Origin of the sequence: Dyella sp. ASV21, assembly GCF_016428975.1 — a bacterium.
Classification (GTDB): domain Bacteria; phylum Pseudomonadota; class Gammaproteobacteria; order Xanthomonadales; family Rhodanobacteraceae; genus Dyella.
On the sequence record NZ_JAELTT010000012.1, the window covers coordinates 62,149 to 79,266 of the forward strand.

15 protein-coding genes are annotated in these 17,118 nt (G+C 63.1%); all 15 read right to left on the bottom strand.

What is annotated here, in order from left to right; translation table 11 throughout:
- Positions 1 to 88: 88 nt before the first annotated feature.
- On the bottom strand, positions 89 to 625 hold the full coding sequence (locus tag JHD67_RS06450) for an HAD domain-containing protein (protein WP_255556867.1): 537 nt from the start codon (positions 623 to 625) through the stop codon (positions 89 to 91).
- Between the two features lie 183 nt (positions 626 to 808).
- A complete protein-coding gene (locus tag JHD67_RS06455; RefSeq protein ID WP_199039814.1) occupies positions 809 to 1,540 on the bottom strand; it encodes a complement resistance protein TraT in 732 nt (243 codons plus the stop codon).
- A 332-nt stretch (positions 1,541 to 1,872) separates the two neighbouring features.
- The gene (locus JHD67_RS06460) at positions 1,873 to 6,780 is read right to left on the bottom strand and encodes a YadA-like family protein (protein ID WP_199098372.1); all 4,908 of its coding nucleotides are present in this window, start codon (positions 6,778 to 6,780) and stop codon (positions 1,873 to 1,875) included.
- 53 nt (positions 6,781 to 6,833) lie between these two features.
- Positions 6,834 to 7,931, bottom strand: coding sequence for a tetratricopeptide repeat protein (locus JHD67_RS06465; protein WP_199039820.1), 1,098 nt, complete (start codon positions 7,929 to 7,931; stop codon positions 6,834 to 6,836).
- 120 nt (positions 7,932 to 8,051) lie between these two features.
- The gene (locus JHD67_RS06470; RefSeq protein ID WP_199039823.1) at positions 8,052 to 9,002 is read right to left on the bottom strand and encodes a hypothetical protein; all 951 of its coding nucleotides are present in this window, start codon (positions 9,000 to 9,002) and stop codon (positions 8,052 to 8,054) included.
- 54 nt (positions 9,003 to 9,056) lie between these two features.
- The gene (locus JHD67_RS06475) at positions 9,057 to 11,069 is read right to left on the bottom strand and encodes a DEAD/DEAH box helicase (RefSeq protein WP_199039826.1); all 2,013 of its coding nucleotides are present in this window, start codon (positions 11,067 to 11,069) and stop codon (positions 9,057 to 9,059) included.
- Positions 11,069 to 11,230: a hypothetical protein gene (locus tag JHD67_RS06480; protein WP_199039829.1), complete on the bottom strand. Its 162-nt coding sequence runs from the start codon at positions 11,228 to 11,230 to the stop codon at positions 11,069 to 11,071. Before JHD67_RS06480 ends, JHD67_RS06475 begins: the two co-directional genes overlap by 1 nt.
- Positions 11,231 to 11,284: 54 nt before the next feature.
- Positions 11,285 to 11,989 (bottom strand): single-stranded DNA-binding protein, encoded by a 705-nt coding sequence (ssb, locus tag JHD67_RS06485; protein WP_199039831.1) that lies wholly within the window; start codon positions 11,987 to 11,989, stop codon positions 11,285 to 11,287.
- A gap of 182 nt (positions 11,990 to 12,171) precedes the next feature.
- Positions 12,172 to 12,423 carry a hypothetical protein gene (locus JHD67_RS06490; RefSeq protein WP_199039833.1) on the bottom strand — a complete coding sequence of 84 codons (252 nt, stop codon included), beginning with the start codon at positions 12,421 to 12,423 and terminating at the stop codon, positions 12,172 to 12,174.
- A 131-nt stretch (positions 12,424 to 12,554) separates the two neighbouring features.
- The gene (locus JHD67_RS06495; RefSeq protein WP_199039835.1) at positions 12,555 to 13,358 is read right to left on the bottom strand and encodes a PRTRC system ThiF family protein; all 804 of its coding nucleotides are present in this window, start codon (positions 13,356 to 13,358) and stop codon (positions 12,555 to 12,557) included.
- The gene (locus JHD67_RS06500; protein ID WP_199039837.1) at positions 13,358 to 13,972 is read right to left on the bottom strand and encodes a DUF2016 domain-containing protein; all 615 of its coding nucleotides are present in this window, start codon (positions 13,970 to 13,972) and stop codon (positions 13,358 to 13,360) included. Before JHD67_RS06500 ends, JHD67_RS06495 begins: the two co-directional genes overlap by 1 nt.
- A 10-nt stretch (positions 13,973 to 13,982) precedes the next feature.
- Positions 13,983 to 14,756 carry a PRTRC system protein B gene (locus JHD67_RS06505; protein ID WP_199039839.1) on the bottom strand — a complete coding sequence of 258 codons (774 nt, stop codon included), beginning with the start codon at positions 14,754 to 14,756 and terminating at the stop codon, positions 13,983 to 13,985.
- Entirely contained in the window at positions 14,725 to 16,053 is a 1,329-nt protein-coding gene (locus tag JHD67_RS06510; protein ID WP_199039842.1) for a hypothetical protein, read from the bottom strand. The genes JHD67_RS06505 and JHD67_RS06510 overlap by 32 nt, the downstream gene beginning before the upstream one ends.
- Positions 16,054 to 16,056: 3 nt before the next feature.
- Complete coding sequence (locus JHD67_RS06515; protein WP_199039845.1) at positions 16,057 to 16,470, bottom strand: PRTRC system protein C; 414 nt, start codon at positions 16,468 to 16,470, stop codon at positions 16,057 to 16,059.
- Entirely contained in the window at positions 16,467 to 17,072 is a 606-nt protein-coding gene (locus JHD67_RS06520) for a hypothetical protein (protein ID WP_199039848.1), read from the bottom strand. The genes JHD67_RS06515 and JHD67_RS06520 overlap by 4 nt, the downstream gene beginning before the upstream one ends.
- Between the last annotated feature and the right edge of the window lie 46 nt (positions 17,073 to 17,118).

Here is a 17,118-nt window from a genome sequence, read left to right on the forward strand (position 1 = left end):
GTCGCGTCCGTCATTCAGTGCATTCTGGAATCCGGGACGCGCGTTCTAGGTTCGAAAGGACCTCGTATTGCGTAGGGGTTTCCCGTCTCTATCGGGGTGCCAGTCTCTGCTGGAGAAAGGCGATCAGCTCGCCGCAGCGCTTACCTCCAATCCCTTCATTCGGATCTGTCCGGAACAACCAGTCGCAGCTCTCTGGAAAAGGAGCATCGTCGAGCGCAACAAATCGCTCCACGCCGCGCGAGCGCGCGAATGCCAGGACCTCGTCATGTCTCGCATAGGCCCCGCTAAGCTCAGGGCCAGTCACGTCGCGCACGCGCTCGGCCAGATGCGCGGTGTCCACGCCATTCATGTCGAGCTGCTGCAGGAGGTACGACCGGCTTCCTGTGCGCCAGTTCGTCGACAGCACGACGTCCAACCACGGACACGCCTCAAGGACGGTGTGCAGCTCGGGCAACCAGCAGAACGTGCCCGATTGGTTATGGTGCAACACGCCGTCCCAGTCACAAAACAGGATCGGCCTACCGCGAACGCCGGGCCACCCTCGCGTGTCGTACTTTGGCTCAAGAGCTCTCGTGTGGGGAGGTCGGGCTAAGAGGAGATCAAGAAACGACTTCAACAGACGCATCTGTGAGCCTCACGCAAAAAGAAAGCCCGGGCGGCGCGAACGCGGCCCGGGCAGATTTGCAGCACTGAGGACAGGGGGAACAGCGCTGCAAAAACGGTATCGTTGAAAGTCACGGCGAGCGGAGTAAGTTGCTGTTGCAGCGAGGAATCTCTCACCTTCGCTCGCAATTGCTCCGCTTCCCGATCAGAACAGGCCGCTGATGCTCTGCGTCAGCCCGCCGAGGACGACCGGCTCTGCCTCGTCCCACTTCAAGTTAACCTTGTTGGCCGTGGAGATGACGCGGGTACGGTAGCGCTTGTAGTTCGTCTGCTCGTCGTAGGTGACGCGGTCGCCGCCTGAGGTGCCCTGCTTGAGGTTCTGCTCACCGTTGACGTGCACCGGGCCCTTGGTGCGCTCGGACACCTGCACATCGACGACTGCGGAGAAGTAGACATCCTTCACCATATTGCTGGCGATAAAATCTGCGGCACCCGCTGCGATGCCCACCGCGCCGATGCTACGGCCGCTCAGATTGCCATTCAGTGCTGCCGCCGTGGCCGCGCCAGCGATGGCACCATCCAGCGGGCTGCCGAAGCCGGTCACCGTGGCAGCCTGGGCTGCGGTCTGGCTCACCTGGCCAACCTGCAGGATGTTTGCCTGCAACTGGTACTGGGCAGCTTCGGGGTCATCCACCAGCGTATAGCCTCGACCCTGCAGCGAGGCCTTCAGCTGCGCGCCGAAATTGAAGTTCGGCTTGTCAGAGGTGTTGCGCACGTCGACGTAGACCGTCTTGGTTGCCGACGGCGTCAGGAAGACGGTTTCGGACATCTTGTTCTGGACGTCCAGGTTGCGCTTGCTGATGGCCACTGAGCCGGCGGCACAGCCGCCGAGAGAGATGAGTGCAACGGCGAGGAGGAGGCCGCGGATCAGATTCATGGTAAATCCCCTTTGTGGTTTGCTGATTGCCCTCATCCCGGTCCTGGGTGAGTAGCGGTGATGCGATCGCGCCGCAGTCCTTCTCAACGCGATCGGAATTTCCAGTCGGCCCTCCTTGGACACATGCGCCGCTCCTTGCTCCGTCTTGCGTCGCAGCTCCTGCCTCGAACGCTCGACGTATCCCGATCCCTTGGGATGCGCTTCCTCTACTTCCTGTATTCGCTGGCGTGGAGCTTTTGCCGGCAGGGCGTCCTGCCCACGTCTTGAAGCTCTCACGCGAAACGGGGCCGTCCAAAACCACGTCTGGTTCTGCACGACCGTCACTGTGAAAATCACAGGTCGACGCCGATACCTGCACCGACCGTGGTCATGCCTGCCGTCGCGGCACCACCGAAGTTGATGTGCACCTTGTCGCCTACAGACGTTGCGTAGCCGACTGCCACTGCGGACTTACCACCTTGGTAGCCCACACCAGCTGCGAGGCGGCCGTTGCCCGTTGCGCTGGCAGATGCGGCTCCCATCTGCGACATGGCGGTGGCCATCGCTCCACTGCGGTTCACTTGGATCTTCATGTCACGGAATCGGTCGTCAACCGAGCGCGCAAACGTGTTCAGTCCGGACTGCAGATTTGTCATCTGCTGGTTCGTGTAGCCGTTAGCGGTGTTGATGGCCTGCTGCACCGCTGCGTCCACCTGGCCGACGTTCGCGGCATCTGTCGTCGCGGTACCGGCGGCAACGTTTGTGATCGCGCGCTCGGCGCCAGAGGCACCTACAGAGACGGTGTTGGCGCGATTGGCGACAGACCCACTGCCGACCGCCACGGCATTCTGTGCGTCGACCGTTGCGCCCTCGCCCACAGCCACCGAGTGATCGGCGTTGACCGTCGTGTTAGCACCGACCGCAACGGAGTGGTCCGCCACGGCCTTGATCTGAGCATTGCTCCCCACGGCGGTGGAGTAGTCAGCTGCAACATTAGCCTCACTTCCTACGGCGGTATCGCCATTGCCCGCGGCGAAGCTTGAAGAACCAAGAGCCGTGGCGTTCATGCCATTCGCGGAAGAACTTCCACCGACAGCTACCGCGTTCGTATTCGGCTGAGTCTTTGCCGGAGTTCCGGTATCTCCAATCGACGAACCAGCGGCGAGCGAGCTCTCCATCGCACCCAGGCGGTTGCTGTTGCGAGACAGGACGGTGTCGATGGCGGACAGAGCGTCGGCAACGTTGTTGTATGTCTGACCTTGCAAGCGATAGCTCGGAGGGACAAAGGTGCCGAACCCAATGGATGCTCCGCCGCCAAGCCATTCACCGATGCTGCTGAGGCTGTAGCCCGCCGTCTGCTGCACCGACAAGAGTTGGCCAAGGTTCACGGCGTCTGTCGTGGCGGTACCAGCGGCTACGTTGCCAATGACGGTGCCGACCTTTCCGCCCAGCTCGACTCGCCCCTTTCCCGCGTCCGTGTACCCAACGCCGAGCGTGGACCCGGATCCCACCATGCTCGCTACAGCATCAAGCTGTGAGCGATTCACTGCATCGCTCGGTGCTTGTCCATCTGCAACGTTTGTCAGACGGACGGACGTCCCCACGTTGCCAAACGAAATGGCGGAGTGCGACGCATCGGCGTACTGAACCGTATTTGCTGCCGCCTGACGGACCTGACCGACGTTGGCCACGTCGGTGTCGTCCATGCCGGCGGCGACATGTGTGATTCGTGTGTCCGCACCAGCATGTGTGGCGTCGAAGACGCTACCAACCGAATCAAACTGGAGCGAGCTGCTCTGCAGGCTGCTGAGATCCCGGACCACACCCGCGATTGATGTCTGCGTAGCGGCCAAGTTGATATTGGTCGCATGGAGCTGCGAGCCATTCACGGCATCTGTGCTCGATGACGTCACGGCGCCGGACGCGACGCCCGTGACCGTTCGGTCGCCCGCTGTCCCAGCGACGCTCACGACGGCACCGTCGATTCCTGCGCCAACTGTAATAGGCTCCCCAGCAGCGGACTGCCGGACAATGCCGATACCCGAACCAGCAAGCTGCGTGTTGATTGCCGACACATCTGCTTCGACGTGGGAGACGCGGCCCGAAAGCGACGACAGTCCGCTCGCCTGAGTGCTGATGGCGTCCGCATTGGTGGTGAGCGCCGCGTCTACCTTGCCCAGCGCTTCGCCAACAGACGACGCAGCTGCTCCCTGAATGGTGTACGAGGGGCCACTTAGCGTCCCGTCCGCTCTGACCGCTGCGCCGCCACCGAGGACGGTGGCAATCGACGCAGCCGAGTTGTAGGCCTGCCCGCCGTTGATTGCGTCCGTGCTTCCGGAGCTAAAGGCGCCTGCCGCGATACCGGTGAGGACGCGTGCCCCGGCGCTGCCGGAGAAATCAACGCTTGTTCCATCTGTGGCTGACCCGACTGTCAGGTTGGCACCCGGTGCGCGCTGCTGGACCAGGCCAACCGACGTTCCGTCGAGCTTGCCGTTGATTGTCGCGAGGTCAGATTGCAACCGGCCGATGTCACCCTTGTTAGCGGTGAGGCTCGAGTCAAGCGCCGACAGCGACGACCCGACATCGTGGTAACCGGTGCCTTGCACGGTGTAGGTCGGTGCGGAGAGCGTGGCGTTGGCATCGACAGTAGCTCCGCCGCCGAGCGCTGCTGCTAGGTCGCTCGCGTTGCCTTGCAATGACCTAACGGTCTGGCCGAGTTCGCTCACGCGAGCGCCCATGCCGGTTATGCTCGTCGCTTGGCCAGCAATCGCGGCTGCGTTTGCGGTGTTCGCCTCGTCGAGAGCCCCCAGCGCGGAACCCACGTCACCATGCGGTGTCCCGCCTATCGAATAGCTAGGCGCGAAAATCGTGCCATCCGGCTTGACCGCTGCGCCACCGCCAATGACGGTCGCAAGCGACGTAAGAGAGCCATAGATCTGGCCGCCGTTTACCCCGTCAACGCTATTGGCTGCCAGCGCGCCCGCTGCGACATTCGTAAGGCGGCTGCCCATAGGACCCGCGAGCGTGACCGTCGCCCGGGTTGCATCGTCGTAATGCACGGCGTTGGGATCGCTCACGTTGGCCAGCGCAGTCTGCAGCTGATGCAGATTCACCGCGTCGTACTGCCCCGTGCCGTCGGAGACGTTGATCAAGCGGCGCTGCATATCCTTGTTGCCGAAAGACACGACGGAGCTTTCCCCTCCGTCGCTCGAGCCACCGCCTATGGCCACTCCGCCGCCGGCCGCAGTGGCTTGGCCACCGATTGCGACACCACCTCCGGCGCCAGAAGCCTGAGCACCAAGCGCTACGCCCTGCCAACCCGTGTGGGCCTGGTATCCAATTGAGACGCCACCGTCGCCGCCTGGCTCAACGTAGGTGCCCTGCCCGACCATGATCGCCTTATTCGCGTTCACCCCGAAGCCCGCCCTCTGGCCTACAGCAACATTCAAGTCACCGATCATGTTGCCGCCGGCAACAGAGCCCACTAACACACTGTTGTTGCTGGTGGCGTTCGTTGCAGCGCCGTTGCCAATGACAACAGCGCTGTCGAAGGTGCCCCGCGCGCCGGCATTGGTACCAAGCAACTGGCTCTGGTTCGCTGATGTCCCTTGGCCCGCCTGGTAGCCGATCACGTCGCTGAGACTCAGCGTTGTCGCACCCATCGCCACTTGGTAGCCGACGAGAGTTGAATCGACGACCTTCGCCGCTCCGTTGCCGGCGTTCGTTCCCAGCGCTGTAATTCCGCCGCTACTTCCCCAGGGGTCCTGCATCGTGGTGGCACCAGCAAGCACGCCACTACCGATGGCAGTGTTGTTGCCACCCAGCAACTTTGAGTACGCCTTCTGGCCAACAATGGTGTTGTTATCCGCAAACGGATCAATGGAAATATTGTCGCCAATGGCGACGTTCTGCTTGGACCCTGCACCCTCCGTCCCAATCGCGACATTGGTGCCAATGGCGAGGTTCGATTCGCCGGTAACAGCGCCCCATCCCACAACCGTGTTGTTGTTCCCAGTGGTATTGCCGCCCGGGCGGATTGTCGTCGCACCAGAGCACACGGCGAAATTGAATCCAGCACTGAAGTTGCCGAGTGGCCCGCAGTAACCCGCGATCACGTTCCAGCCGTACTGGGTAAACCCGGGATTCGCAGCGATAGCAGCATTCATCTGCGCGACGTTCACCGCGTCAGTGTCCTGCTTGCCCGCAGCGACATGAATCAACTGACGGTCCTGCATAGACGAGCCGATGGAGACTACGTTGTTGCGGCCGTCATCGTTAGACCAGGCTCCGATGGCGGTGCTCTGATAGCCCGACGTAGATGCCTGGTAACCCAGCGCGCCCGACTGGTAGCCCGAAGCCTGTGCGTTCATGCCGAACGCGTTTGATCCGTTTGTGCCTGCCTTTGCGCCCGCGCCGACCGCAGTTCCATCAGTGGCACCGTCACCGGTTGCCGCGTTGTAGCCGATGACGGTGGCATTCGATCCGTTCGATACCCTGGCGTTCCCGCCGATGAGAACCGAGTAGCTCGCGGTGCCGTACAGCCCGGCGCTCGACCCGATGACGACGCTGTTCGTGAACTGGCCCATCTGCCCAGCATTGAGACCAATCAGCTGGGACAGAGACACGTTCGACGCCACGCCCGCCCCCGAGCCAATGATCTGGCTGGACGAGATGTTTGGCGCTCCGGAGCCTGCCTGGAACCCGATGACAGTGCTTGCGCTAACGCTCTGGGCGTTGTTCGCTGCATTCGAGCCGATGATGTCGGAGATCTGGACGTTCTTTGCCTGATAGCCAGCGCGGACGCCGACGGCGACGTTATAGCTGCCGCCGGTACTCCCGTTCAGTGCTTCCCACCCGAGAGCGGTTGAGTAGCCAGCAAGACCCGAACTCAGGACCCCGTTGCCAAGGCCGGTATTGGCGAACCCTTGGACGTTGATGTTGTTACCGACGAGCACGTTCCAGTCGGCCGTGGTGCTGCCAGAATTCACCAGGGAGCTGATGTTCTGCCCAAGCAGGATGTTATTGCTGCCGGAGGCAGTCAGCGTGCCGCCGATGAGCGTGTTGTTGGTCCCATCGGTGCCGGACGCCTGGACCACCACCGATGCGTTGCTGCAGAGGGCGAAGTTGAATGTACCGCCGACGTCCGCGCACTGTCCGAGCGTCACATTGCCATTGGCATCTGGCACGCCCGCGCCTGCCACAGTTCCAGTGTCCACCGTCCCTCCTTGTGCCATCGCGTTGATGGCAAGAAGAACGGACACGGCGAGAATCGATCGAGCGAAAGTGTGCATCGGAGGGGCTTCAAGTAGGTGGGTTAGAGCTGGGCGCGCAGGCGTTGCAGGGCTGCGCGGGCCTTCCCGCTGCCGAGTTCTGCGGCTCGCTTGTTCCATCGCGTGGCCTTGGCCAAGTCGACAGCCTGGCCGGCCATGCCGTACTCGTAGAGGGTGGCCAAGTTCTCCGCGGCCACGGCGTTTCCGTCCTTCGCGGATGTTTCGAGCAGCGCGATGCCAAGACGGGCGTCCTGCGGAACGCCCGTACCGTTGAGGTACATCGCGGCGAGGTTCGCGCGCGCACTGCTGTCGCCCATCGACGCCGCCTGCCGCATGAAGGTGACGGCGCCGTCGTAGTCGCCCATCGCCACGGCCGCGAGGCCGCGCTGATTGAGGTCTGCCGCGTTGGGCGGGGTCGGTGCGGCCTTTTGCGTGAGGCGGGCTACTTCGGCTTCCAGCTGTGCGATGCGCGCGTCTTTCGCAAGCAGCTGCTGGGACACGCTGTCCGAGGCGGCCGTCGGTGCTACCGCGGTGGGTTGGACCGTGGGAACCACCACCGGCGCGCGCAGCGGGTCGGCGTGTTGTGGCAGCTCGTAGCGAATCGGGGTGGCGCTGCTCACCGCCGCTGGCGTCGGTGCCAGTGCTTCGGGTGTAGGGCCCTCGGGCTGCAGTCGATTCAGTGCTTCGCGTGCACCCAGGTGGCCCTGAACGGCGGCAAGCGAGAACAGCCTGATGGCTTCCTGCTGGTGGCCTTTCCTTTCCACCTCACGCGAGGCCAGCCAGTAGGCGGCCGCCGCGTCACCGCCGTCGGCGGCCACCCGAACGAGCGCCTCTCCCCGGCGGACGTCCAGCGGCAGGCCTTGGCCAGAGGCATAGAGGTACCCAAGGTGCCAGCATGCCGCTGAGTCGCCATCGGACACGTAGGGGGCGAGCAATTCCTCGGCGCGGTGAGCATGGAGCTTTGCCGACGCGGGATCAGTGCCCTGCGCCATAGCCTCCCGCGCTTCAGCCAGGCCCTCTTGGCGCGGGGAACCCGCCGAGATCGGTGGGACTGCGGCGTCCGCTTCGTTGAGGAAAGCGCTTGCACGCGCGAAGCCCGGCAACGACAGAGTGATTGCCAAGGCGAGCAGTGTTTTCCGCATGGGATAGCCGTGCCGAGTGGAGATTCGGCAAGGCTAGGGGTCCCGTCCTCGTCTGGAGGGCGGAAACACCTGCATCTTCGGGCTGGGTTTCCCCCTCCGTCCAGTCAAGACCCGTGGTCTTCAGAACACCCGATCGATCACCCAGTCGACCAGGCCGAATTCCACGACACGGTCAGCAACACCGGTACCGTCCATGATGGTGACGCCATCCTCCTCCGTCCCGGCGAACTGTCCTTTCAGCGAATGGAATACCAGGAACAGCCGCGAGTATGCGAGCCACTCTCGGCTGCGCTGGATGTACTCCTCAATCTCACTTGCGCTCGTCTGTGTCTTCACCTGCACGATTGCCTTCTCGCCGGTGAGTGGCATTTCGAGATCGAGATCCTTGTCGCGCTGAGTCTTTCCGATGTGGCCCACACGACGCCAGCCAGCTCGGGCGAACATCATGTCCACCAGCACCTCGAAGTCGATCGGGTTCAACCGCTGGATGAGAGGAATGAGCGCTTCGCGCAGTTCATGGCGCGCGACAGCCACCCTCTCCACGTCCTCCGCTCGCTCCCCATTGATCCGGCCGAGCAGACGCGAACTTCCCTCGATGGAGCAGCTCGTGCCGCGGTAGCCCGTGACCTTCGTGACATAGCCAGGTAGGTTGGATTTGCCGAGGCGCACGCCGGCGGCGTCGACGCTACGCCAACCGCCTTTGATCCGACGGAAGGTCGACAGGTCTTCTGCGTCTCCAGGCGAATACGGCTCCGGCTCACCGGGCTCGAGGAACCCCCAGCACAGATCCTCCCCAACGAACGTTACCCAGAGGATGTCGCCAGGATCAGTCCAGAACCGACGAATCTCATTGGCGTCGGTCGTTCCCCTACCCTTGCTCTTTCGTGCCGCCTGCCACGCCGCCGCCAAGTCGTCCCAGCGACCTTCGCGGCACATGGCCATGGACTCCGGATCCGCCGTCTCGAACCCGAAGCGGATGATGCCCTCCTTTCGGCAACCCGCCTCCCACTTCCCTCCCGATCCAAGCTTGATAAAGCGAATTTCTCGCGGCCTGACCGGGAAGATGCTCATGGGTTACTCCGATGGTGGAGCCCCTTTCTGCCAGCCAACGCCCCTCCGGCGCAACTAGTCGCCTGGCTGGCTGGACACTGACCGCCCGGAGAAGTAGTCCCAGTGCGGCATCACCGACTCGATCAGCTCCACCGTCAGGGGCACACCGAAGAGCATGGTCTGGTCCGCGCCGGACTGGGTACTGGACTCGGAGCCCAGATCGCCGGTGCCCCGCTGCTGGAGATCCATTTCGGCCAGCTTGAAGCCGTCGGTCGTGGACAGCACGGCATCCAGGCGGTCACGCGTCTTTGCCGAGATTGGGCCAGGGCACCACAGGTGGCAATGCCCCTCCCCACCGTTGCGCGCCACGCGGCCGCGCAGCTGATGGAGCGTCGTCACGCCGTACCGGTCCGGATGCACCACCACGATGTCGAACAGGTTGGCCACCGAAATGCCCACCTCGACGACGGTTGTCGTCAGCAGTATCTGCGCCCGGCCATCGCGAATGTCATCGATCGCTGCCGCTTTGACTTCATTGAGATCCTCACCCGTCATCGCACGGACGCGACCAGGGTACTTAGCCTCCCAGCGGGGCAGAGCCTTCTCGATGCTGTGCCTGTCATCGATGCCGCCGGCCTGTGGCGTCTTCTTCCCCCTGTCCTTTCGCGCACCCTTGAGAGCGCCGTCGTCAGTGGACTCGCGCTTTGGATAGATGACCATCACCGGTCGCCCTGCATTGATAGCGCCGGCCACCTGCCGGAACATCTCCGCGCCATCGCCTTCCCAAAGGTACGTGTGGATCGTCTTGGGCGCGTGAGTCTCACGCATCGGGAACACCGCAACCTTGCCGAACTGGATCAACGCCTGCGTCCGAGGAATGCAGGTCGCGGACATTTCCAGGAGGTGCGTGTTGGCGGCGACGTAATGCTCGCGCTGGGCGCGGGACCATCGCTGCTGCTCGTCAACGACCACCAAGTCGAACTGGCCAAGCTCTCGGGTAAGCACGGCGCTGGTTCCCACGACGACCATTGCTGTGCTCGCATGCGTGTCGTCGTGGTTGTCGGCGACCAGGCAAGACGTGATGTCGGGATAGAGACGCGCGAACTCCTCCGCGAGCTGCACGGCCAGCGGATATGTCGGGGCCATGATGATCGTGCGGGCGCCAACATCGGCAAGCGCAGCTGCAAGAACGAGGGCGACCCAGGATTTCCCGGTACCGACATCCGCAGCGAGGATCGCGCGCATCGCCACGGGCTCTGCCAGCTTCGCTGCAATACCCTTCACCGCCGCGCGCTGATCGTTCGTCAGCGGATGTGGTAGCTGGGCTACGCGGCGACCAAGAGAGCGCACCGTGTGCGCAGTGGCACGGCGCGACTGGTGTCCAGAGTGCTTGCGATGAATGGCAGCCAGCGCCGCCAACTCCATGTAGGCGCGGCGAGCGTGCTCACCGGACGCTGCACTCGAGGGTCGGTGCGTCTCCCAGATCAGCCCTTCGATCGTCCAGTCCGGACAGCCAACAGAGGTGAGCAAGTCTGAAATGGGTGCGATGGGTTCAAGCTGACTGATGACGTGCTGCGTGGCGCGCGGCACGTTCGGGCGCAGGTAGCCGGCGACTACCGCGCGCACTCGCTCTCGCGTATCGCCGCCCTTTCGGCCCGGATACGTTGGCCGCGCATGACCTCGCCAGTGGGCATCCACGATCTCTTTGCATGTCAGGTGGAGTCCACCTTGCCAGGGCTTCGCGACCACGAGCATCAACAGCTCAACGCCTTCCGTGATGCCCTTGCCGAGTTCTGGATCTTCCCCGTAAAGCGTGACCGTGTAGCGGCTTCCCGTCTCGTCGACGATCTTGAAGCGCACGCGATCAATGCCGCCGCTGCACCGCGTCGGTGAATCAACGGCGACAACCTCGACCGCTGTAGGCACGCCATGCTCCAATGACTCAACGGTCCGGTACGGTGCTGCAAAATCATCGTATCCAACAGGCAAGAGCAAGGGAATCTGCGAAGGCCGCTCGACGCCAAACGCCTGCAGCGCAGCGATGGCCGCACTATCCGCATTGGGCTTAGATGCAGTCGCGCTGTCCATTACTGGCGCTTCTCGTCCTGTGGCGCGGGCGATTTGGATTGCCACGGTGCAACTGCGCCATGTGTGCGCCGATTGACTTCACGGCGCGCGAACCCGAGCAGCATGCCAATGCCGAAGATAATCAGCAGTGCCACCACGACTACAGAGAATAGGAATGACATAAGGACTCACGCATGAAAAAGGTGCGGGCCGCGAAGCCCACACCTAATGGATTGTTAGAGAACTAGCGAGCGAAAGGCATGTTGGTGGAAGGGAATGTCGTCTTCTCCAAATCCGCCACCACCGCCACCACCGCCACCGCCGCCACTGTTGCCGTAGCGGGTGTTACCGCCGTAGTTCCCACCATCGCCATTGCCACCGCCGTTGCCACCGCGCTGCTGACCACCGCCATAGTTGTCGCCACCGCGCGTTTGGCCACCACCGTTGCCGCCACCGTTTCCACCGCCGTAGCCACCCTGGCGCTGGTGGCCGCCATTGCCGTTGCCGTTTCCACCGCCGTTGCCGTGGCGATTGCCGCCGCCGTTGTTGCTGTGCTGCTGGCGATTGCCGCCGCCATTGCTACGCTGGCCGTCGCCGTCACCCTGGCCACCACCAAGCATCTGCATCTCATTGGCGATGATGTCAGTGCTGAAGCGCTCAACACCGTCCTTGTCCGTGTACTTGTCAGTGCGCAGCGACCCTTCGACGTAGATCTGGCGACCCTTCTTCAAATACTCGCCAGCGATTTCAGCCAAGCGGCCGAACAGCTTCACGCGATGCCACTCGGTGCGCTCCTGCTTCTCGCCGCTCTGCTTGTCGGTCCAGTTCTCGGACGTTGCGATGCGGATGCTGGTGATCGCAGTGCCGTTCCCGGTGTAGCGCGTCTCGGGGTCCGCGCCAAGGTTGCCAACGATGATGACTTTGTTGATGCCACGCGACATAGGGATTTTTCCTCATTCGTGCCAATTGTTAGAGCAATGGTTACTTCCATTTGTTGGAGCAACCGACGCGACCTTCTCTTGATGGAAACGGGAAAGTTCGTGCCCTAAGGACGATCCGGCACGCCGCACCACTTGAATAGCATCGTGCGGTATCAAACCACCGCGCAAAATTCGAATCGAAACTACGCGGCCCTAGCGGCCGGCTGACGCTGGACATCGGGTCGCAGCGTGTAGTCCGTGCCATACGGCTCATCGGTTACACGAAACCCTGCAGCAGAAGCGATGGCTTCCACGTCCACGTCGTCGAGTGACGCGCGCGGCACGCCGAGCCCGTTGTCTGCCGTGCAGGCGATGCCCAGCGCCGACGCAAACTCGGCCTGGGTGGTGCAGGTCTTGGGGAGACCCGCGCGAATTACCGTGACGCTCACTGACATTCCTCTCTCCTCTACCTAGTCCGGAGGCGACGGCAGTATCTCCGCCGCCCCTCGTCATCCATGCCCAAAACTCCCCGTCCTTAAACGGGGGTTTCCCGTCGCGAGCCGACAGCCGCGCGGGTTGTCAGCCCTCAATCCTTCTTTCTTCCCTTCTTCGGCTTCGGCTGGTAGCCATAGAAGGCCCATGCCTCCGGGTCGATCTTCATCGGCCGCGTGATGACCGCCGGGTGCGTTTCGACGTGGTAGCCGTGATGGTCGAGCTGACCGTGCCGGATCAGCGTCCACAGCATTGAGATTCCCAGCATGGCCACCTGCTGGTTGATGGGGAACTCCTGCCGGGTAATCGCCTCCTCCATTGAGCACGACGGCTCCTCGCTGTCCACCTGCTCCATGCTGGCCAGCTCGGGGTAGAGGTCGAACACGTTGGGCAAGCGCAACGGCGCTTCGCAGTCGCCAAGGTGCCCCAGCATCACCTGCCCGGTTTTCGGGCCGTTGCCGAAGTCGAGCCAGAGCAACCCTTTCCCCGCCTTCGTACCCATCTGGCCGATGGCGGCGCGCACGGCCGCCTTGTCCGTACAGGTCACGAGAAGGTCCGGCACGCGGTACGTGGTGCGCAACTCGTTCGGAGCGAAGAAGCGATGCTCCGGTTTCCACGCGAAGCCATACGCTTGGTTGATGCGCTGGACCAAGCACATGACCTTGGATGCACCTATGTCCGCCTCGTAGAAGCGCTGACGCCCCACGTTCGCGCGCCCCACGGTGTCGCCATCCATCAGCGTCACGTCAAACCCCGGATGCCCGAGCGCCATGAGCGTGTGCTGAAGGCGCGCCAGCCCTTCCGCAAAGTGGCTACCAGTGCCACCCAGACCTACCACGGTGACACGGGTGCGCTCGCTGCCAATCAAAGACGTGGGCGCTGGAAACACGTTCGACATCAGAGCACTCCGAGGCGCGTCAGATCGCCTGACGAAAGAGGAATCAGATAGGGAGGGCATACAAACCGAATGCACGATTTGAGCGTCTCACGTGATTCGCAGCGCCCAAGAACGACCGCAATGTACGGACCCTCACGGCTCAGATCGGACAGGTCGTCGGTGGCGGAGAAATACTCGGCGTGCGCGCCGTGGCTGTGCATGTCGATCAGGAGCGACTTGTCGTCGAACACGTCCATGTAGCGCACATGGCTTCCGCTAGCTGAGAGCACGGGCGGTTGCACAAGCGTCCAACCATTCGCCCCCCGCACCACGCCCGCAGCCACCTCCTGCGTGCCGTCGCGCAGAGCGATGTTCGCAAGCTGGCCAAGCCACGAGACATCCAACGGACCGCCGGTTGGGCGCAAGAACTCCTCAGTCGGCCCATAGGGAAGCGCCACTGCCGATATGCGCAGACGGGCGTGGAGCGCCTCGCTGCGAACCTCCAGATACACTCCGTCCGCCGCCAAGAGGAATCGCTTGCGACCGACTGCCAGGTCGTCCAGCGACCCGAATCGCGGAATCGGAATGGGAGGACACACTGCGACGAGCACGTCGTCGCGCTTATCAGTCGTCATGGCGCGGCCCTCAGTGGTGATCCGAGGGCTTGCCGACCAGCCAGTCTTTCAGGCGCACGCCCAACGGTGCGGGTCGATCTTCAGGGAACGGCTGATTCACACCGTCAAGCTTCGCCCAGAAGTCGCACACGTCCTGCGTGACACCCTGCTTGTCCGCTTGCAGCGCGTGGCGATTGTTCGAATGGGTGAAGGCGGTGTCGAAGATCACCGCCTCCCACTGTTCCATGTCCGCCAGCGTGCAGCCGAGTGGCAGAACCGCGTCGCCCGTGCACACTCGCCCATCGGCGTAGATGTTCGGTAGGGCCGACTGCATCAGCTCCGTCTCGCCGGTGGGACGCGTCGCACCATCCCCGGCGAACGAAGCGATGTAGAGAGTGCGCTCGACGACCTTGAACACGAGATTCGGCCAGACCACGTTGAGGGTCTTCGGGTTCCCCTCGGGGTCGCGGACGTGCATCGCGCGCTGGGTGGATGGCCACCACCAGACGAGGTTGTAGGGGTCTTTGTAAAGCAGGTAGTCGGGGAACACCGTCGCTTCTGTGATCTCGTCCAGACGGGACAGGAGAAGCTTGATGACTTCGGCCTCATCAGCGCGGGTCAGCGGGCTGCCTGGTCCAATGATCGGAGCACCGCTCACGTCGGTCACGGTGTGCGACGTAACCAGCTCCAGGGTGTTGGTGTGGGGGCGGCAGTGAAAGAGCAGCGCGAGCTTTGTTGCGATGGACTTGGCGGCGCAGTTCTTGAACTGTTCCTCAGATGCGGTCGATACGAGGGCCTTGGGCATATTCAAACTCCACGAGGTAGCTGATGGCGGCAATTGCGGCTGACGCACTGATAATTGCCGCCTTCGCCACAGCCAAAAGTTCGCTCGGTTTCTTCATGCTGCTCGGCGCGAGGTGAACCGCATGGGCTTCCTCGCCATGCCCCTGCATCGCGTGTTCATAGAGTTCGTCCAGTGCGCATTGCGTTGGGGTGATCGTGGCGTAGAACGCCATGCCGTCCGCGTGGTCGCGTATCACCCGGTCGATGCGCGTGCGCTCCGTCGCGTGCACGGCTTCCGCAACGGCGTTCAACCCCTTCAGCAATCGCGCGCCCGCCCCTCGCTTCGGCAGAGGCTTTCGGTTGGCATCAGCCGCTCGGTCAGCGGCCTTTCTGGCTGCGCGGCGAAACTTCAGGATTTCACGCAGATTGTCCCGGTCGATGTCGTCAGGGCCACCCCATCCCCAGCAGTCGGTCAGGCCCTCCAAAGCGTCGGCGTCATACGACGGCTCGCTTCCCTCCCACGTCACCTTTTGCTCAAGGTCGCTCAGACCTTCGTCCATCGAGCCAAGAACGTAATTGGCGGCGTGCTGAGTCTCCATCATTGTCAGACCATGCCCGCCTGCGGAAATGTGGTCCCACAGGCGATGCACCTCGGCGTAGAGAGCCGGTTCAGTCGCAGGATTCACCGGGAACCCAACGAAAGGCGTGTCATCCATCAACACCACGATGCCGTCGCCCACGTCGCCCTCGCTATTGCTGAACGCCCCGTCGATGGCATAGCTGTCCTTCATGCACGCGAAAGCTCGGTGCAACGGCGCGGGCAGCACGTCGTAGCAGCTATAGACCTTCTCGGGATGAGGAATAGCGGCTTCCGTGCAAGTGCGCTCGAAGAACCTCGTCCAACCTCGCATGGCACATTCGGCCAGGTTCTGGTCCGCGCCGGACTCAACGGCTTCGGTCACCTCCTCCGCCGTCAAGTCACCCGACAGGTGGAACGCGCGCAGCCATGCCGCGAGCCCGTCCACGACCTGCTGCGTGAGTACCCTAACGTCCTTCGTCGCCTTTAGCGCCTTGCGCGGCAGCGCGGGAACCTCGGGCAGGGTTGCGTGCGCGGCCATGAGTGCGAACAGTCGATTGCCCCGCTGACGTAGGGCGCGGTCCACGTCACTCGGCTTGACCACGCCCGCGTGCAGGGCCTTGATGACCGTGCGTGCAGCCGTCGCGCGAGCGTTGTCTGAGACGCCACTGAGGACTTCCGAGGACATGCGCAGCGTGTGAACGTATGCGCCTGCGTCGAGGCGGGGGATCGACAAGAGCATGATTTACACCAAGGGCAGATAGGCGGACTTGACGGGCGAAGGGGCTTCCTCGGCGATGTGACGGCAACGGTCGAACACCGCCTTCCATGCGGAGGTTCGGGATACCTCCTGCGGCGTACCCGCCCAGTTGCTTAGGCGCGCAATGGTGTCCGCCACGCGCTTCTTCTCGCGGCTGCCCGGTGCGCCCTTGGTCTGCACCGTGGGCTTGCGGATCGAGTAGACGAGCGCACCAGCTTCCTCGCTCGGCTCGCCGAGCGTGGCGTTCGCGAGGTAGGGATAGTTCGGGACGAACGCGGCCAGCACCTGCTCAGGCGACATGCTCGGGTCAATGTCCTCCAACGTCGTGCCGGTCGGGAGACGGAATCGGCGCGGCAGGCGCTGAATTTGGGAGAGCGTGGGGTCGATGGCGGTGTTCATTCTTCGGTCTCCTCCTCGGTGTCCTGATCGGTGCTTTCGTCCAACGACTCCGTCGCGGTTTCAGCCGGATCGGCCTCGGAGCTTTCTTTGTTGCTGGACGATTCGTTGCTGGTCGCGTCCGCCGCAGCCGGTGCCGTCGCCGCCGCGTCGGCCGCGACACTGAACAAGTCCGCTGCCGGCGGTGCGGCAGGTGCCGGTGCCGCTGCGGTGGTCTTGGCGGGTGTCGAGGCTTTGGCGGGCTTCACACCCGGCTTGGGCTTGTTCTTCGCTTCCGCCGCTGCCTTCGCTGCTGCCTCCTTGGCTTCGGCAACCTTCTGGCGATATGCCTCGATGGCCGTCAGCGCCGGTTGACGCTCTGCGTCGTACAGCGCGATGGCGGAGGCCATCTGATCGTCGAGGTCGGCGTCCTGGGGCGCGGTGATGACAAAGGGCAGCGCGAGCACTGCTTGCAGGTGAGCGAGTTCGTCGTCGTTCGTCTCCGCCTGCATGTCGGCCAGCTTCGGAATGACGAGGAGGCTGAAGCCCTTGTCGGTCGGCTTCAGCGTGATCGTGACCTCCGACTGCCCCTTGAGCAGCGGCTTGAGAGAGTTGAGAAAGGACATGGCAAGCTCCGTTGGAAGTGTTTTGATTTCACCGCGCCGAAGCCCG

Excerpts from the sequence above, each read along its gene's own strand:
- JHD67_RS06500 (WP_199039837.1), bottom strand. The coding sequence starts at position 13,972 with ATGACGACTGATAAGCGCGACGACGTGCTCGTCGCAGTGTGTCCTCCC.
- JHD67_RS06465 (WP_199039820.1), bottom strand. The coding sequence starts at position 7,931 with ATGCGGAAAACACTGCTCGCCTTGGCAATCACTCTGTCGTTGCCGGGC.
- ssb (WP_199039831.1), bottom strand. The coding sequence starts at position 11,989 with ATGTCGCGTGGCATCAACAAAGTCATCATCGTTGGCAACCTTGGCGCG.
- JHD67_RS06470 (WP_199039823.1), bottom strand. The coding sequence starts at position 9,002 with ATGAGCATCTTCCCGGTCAGGCCGCGAGAAATTCGCTTTATCAAGCTT.
- JHD67_RS06515 (WP_199039845.1), bottom strand. The coding sequence starts at position 16,470 with ATGAACACCGCCATCGACCCCACGCTCTCCCAAATTCAGCGCCTGCCG.
- JHD67_RS06490 (WP_199039833.1), bottom strand. The coding sequence starts at position 12,423 with ATGTCAGTGAGCGTCACGGTAATTCGCGCGGGTCTCCCCAAGACCTGC.
- JHD67_RS06505 (WP_199039839.1), bottom strand. The coding sequence starts at position 14,756 with ATGCCCAAGGCCCTCGTATCGACCGCATCTGAGGAACAGTTCAAGAAC.
- JHD67_RS06510 (WP_199039842.1), bottom strand. The coding sequence starts at position 16,053 with ATGCTCTTGTCGATCCCCCGCCTCGACGCAGGCGCATACGTTCACACG.
- JHD67_RS06480 (WP_199039829.1), bottom strand. The coding sequence starts at position 11,230 with ATGTCATTCCTATTCTCTGTAGTCGTGGTGGCACTGCTGATTATCTTC.
- JHD67_RS06520 (WP_199039848.1), bottom strand. The coding sequence starts at position 17,072 with ATGTCCTTTCTCAACTCTCTCAAGCCGCTGCTCAAGGGGCAGTCGGAG.
- JHD67_RS06495 (WP_199039835.1), bottom strand. The coding sequence starts at position 13,358 with ATGTCGAACGTGTTTCCAGCGCCCACGTCTTTGATTGGCAGCGAGCGC.
- JHD67_RS06450 (WP_255556867.1), bottom strand. The coding sequence starts at position 625 with ATGCGTCTGTTGAAGTCGTTTCTTGATCTCCTCTTAGCCCGACCTCCC.
- JHD67_RS06475 (WP_199039826.1), bottom strand. The coding sequence starts at position 11,069 with ATGGACAGCGCGACTGCATCTAAGCCCAATGCGGATAGTGCGGCCATC.
- JHD67_RS06455 (WP_199039814.1), bottom strand. The coding sequence starts at position 1,540 with ATGAATCTGATCCGCGGCCTCCTCCTCGCCGTTGCACTCATCTCTCTC.